This window comes from Pontibacter harenae (assembly GCF_020907245.1).
Lineage (GTDB): Bacteria > Bacteroidota > Bacteroidia > Cytophagales > Hymenobacteraceae > Pontibacter > Pontibacter harenae.
Genome location: NZ_JAJJWH010000096.1, coordinates 1 through 2,332 on the forward strand (window position 1 = coordinate 1; position 2,332 = coordinate 2,332).

General features: G+C 50.2%; 3 protein-coding genes. 1 reads left to right on the forward strand and 2 read right to left on the reverse strand.

The annotated features are described in order from the left end of the window. On the reverse strand, positions 1-674 hold a 674-nt coding region (locus tag LN893_RS20300), incomplete at its 3' end, for an IS3 family transposase (RefSeq protein WP_229973240.1). 242 nt (positions 675-916) lie between these two features. Between LN893_RS20300 and LN893_RS20305 the strand changes: the two genes are divergently transcribed. Next, positions 917-1,972, forward strand: a complete 1,056-nt coding sequence (locus tag LN893_RS20305; protein WP_229973241.1) for an IS110 family RNA-guided transposase — start codon at positions 917-919, stop codon at positions 1,970-1,972. Between the two features lie 36 nt (positions 1,973-2,008). Here the strand turns inward: LN893_RS20305 and LN893_RS20310 are convergent, their stop codons facing one another. After that, positions 2,009-2,263: a transposase gene (locus tag LN893_RS20310; RefSeq protein WP_229973242.1), complete on the reverse strand. Its 255-nt coding sequence runs from the start codon at positions 2,261-2,263 to the stop codon at positions 2,009-2,011. Positions 2,264-2,332 lie beyond the last annotated feature (69 nt).

Below are 2,332 nucleotides of genomic sequence, written 5' to 3' on the forward strand. Positions count from 1 at the left end.
ATGGCCATCTGAAAGGCAGCCACCGTGGTCGCCTCCGCCTCTATGGTATCGCTCAGCGCCCAGCCCACCACTTTCCTGTCGGCCAGGTCCAGTACCACCGTCAGGTACAGCCAGCCTTCCCTGGTCCTGATGTAGGTCAAATCAGACACCCACTTCTCTGCCGGCCCTGCCGCCTGGAAATCCCTTGCCAGGTGGTTCTCAGCTACTGCGTAGGTATGGCTGGAGTTGGTAGTCTGCACCCGGTACCTCTTTCTTACAATGCTCTGTATCTGGTGCTTCTGCATTACACGGGCTACTCGTGGACGAGAAGCTTGGATGCCCTGCTCCCGAAGCTCAAAACTGATCCTGGGGCTGCCATAGCGGCATTTGCTCTGCTGGTATACCTCCTTGACTTTCGCCGCGAGTTCCTGCTCTTCGAGCTCCCGCAGACTGACCGGGTGATGAAGCCAGTAATAATAGCCGCTGGCACTCACCTTGAGCACTCTGCACATCTTCTCGACGGGAAACTGGTTGCGGTTTTCTTTTATGAATCCGTATACCGCCCGTCTCCCCTGGAGAAGATGCTGATGGCCTTTTACTTTTGTAAAAGGTTCTAAAGATGGCCATTTCACCGTAGTTACACTAGGTGCATTGGCCGAGGGGAATGAGAGACTGATGGCCAGGTAAGTCAGCAATACTATACCGTAAAAAAGGGATTTCCATTCCCCCTTACCTTTTCTCTGTGAGTCTGGACAGTACTTAAGGCTATCTCAATGAGGATAAGCAAGTGTAAGACAAAAGGCAAGACGAGGGAGAAAGAAAGGTCGCTTATTTTAACCACTCATGCTATGGAACAAATTACAAGACAGTGCGTGGGCGTTGACATTGCCAAGAAAAGCTTTACGGCTTGCTTTTGCCAACTCCCCCCCAGTCTGGCTTGGCATTTTCTCAACCAGTCAAGTTTGAGAACAGCACCAGGGGCTTCAGTCAGCTGCTCAGATGGGTCCGCAAGCGGGCCAGCGCCAGCCTACCGGTAGCATTTGTGATGGAGGCCACTGGTATCTATTATGAGCCCTTAGCTTACCACCTTCATAAACTCCGGCAGATCGTCTCTATTTTACTCCCCAACAAAGTCAAGCACTTTGGCAAGAGTCTCAATATTAAGAGCAAAACAGATAACATCGATGCCCGTATCATCGGCCAGCTGGGGACCGAGCGTCAGCTTACTCCTTGGCAGCCGCCATCTCCTGTTTTCAAAGCACTACGGGAGTTAACCCGGCATTACACAGACCTGAAGCGAGAGCGGACTGTGCTCTCTAACCGGCTTGACGCCCTGCTTTCGGCTCAAGAGCCGCCAGCCTTTGTGATCAGGTCCCATAAGGAAATGATCAAAAAGTTTGAAAATGAAATAGCCAAGTGTGAGGCTCAGATAGAGGTTGTGCTCAAAAAAGAGGAATGGCTGCAAGAGAAAGCTAACAAGCTTTTGACCATCAAAGGAATAGGTCTTATTAGCCTGGCTATTATACTAGCCGAGACCCAGGGCTTTGCCCTTATGGCCAATGCCAGACAACTCACCAGCTACGCGGGCTTCGACGTGGTGGAAAGGGAGTCGGGCACCAGCGTGAAGGGGAAAACCAGAATCTCCAAGAAAGGTAACAGCAGGATCCGGGCAGCCCTTTATTTTCCGGCCATGGTGGCTAGTCGGTACAACGCTGCTTTGCGGGCAGTTTACCAGCGCATCACCGCCAGGAAGGCAGGCAAGAAGGTGGGCCTAGTGGCTCTGCAGCGCAAACTGCTGCTGCTTATTTACTCGATGTGGAAAAATAATACGCTATTTCAGGAAAGACTTTTAACTTCCGGAGATCAGGAGAGAAAGCCTCTCCTTCGTCACAAAGACGAAGTCTTTGAAAACAAAGTAGGCAGATACAGGGACCTGCCTACACTGGATGAACTTCCGTCCGATCTATCGAGTGAAGCTCTCCTTCGTCAATAAAAATATACGGAAGTTTTTCCTAAAGTTTATTGGATTTTAAAACAGTACCTTTTTTAAGATATCTCGCTCCAACTGCGCCTCCTTCAGCTCCTTCTGCAGACGCTTGATCTCTTTCTGTTCCTCACTCAGCCCTTGAGTAGATCGGATAGGCGAACCCTCCTTCTGCCGCCACTTTCTCAGACGGCTAGGGTCTATACCTAATTCATCGGCTACCTCTTTTACCGATCCCCTCGCACAGGAGAGGTCAATGGCCATCCGCTTGAAGGAGGCATCAAATACACGTCTTTCCATCGTAGTCAAATTTAATCATTTACTTAAATCTGCCTATAAAATGGTCTCCACTCAAAGGTAGCAACTCCA

Coding starts and splice junctions, on each gene's coding strand:
- LN893_RS20310 (WP_229973242.1), bottom strand. CDS start 2,263: ATGGAAAGACGTGTATTTGATGCCTCCTTCAAGCGGATGGCCATTGAC.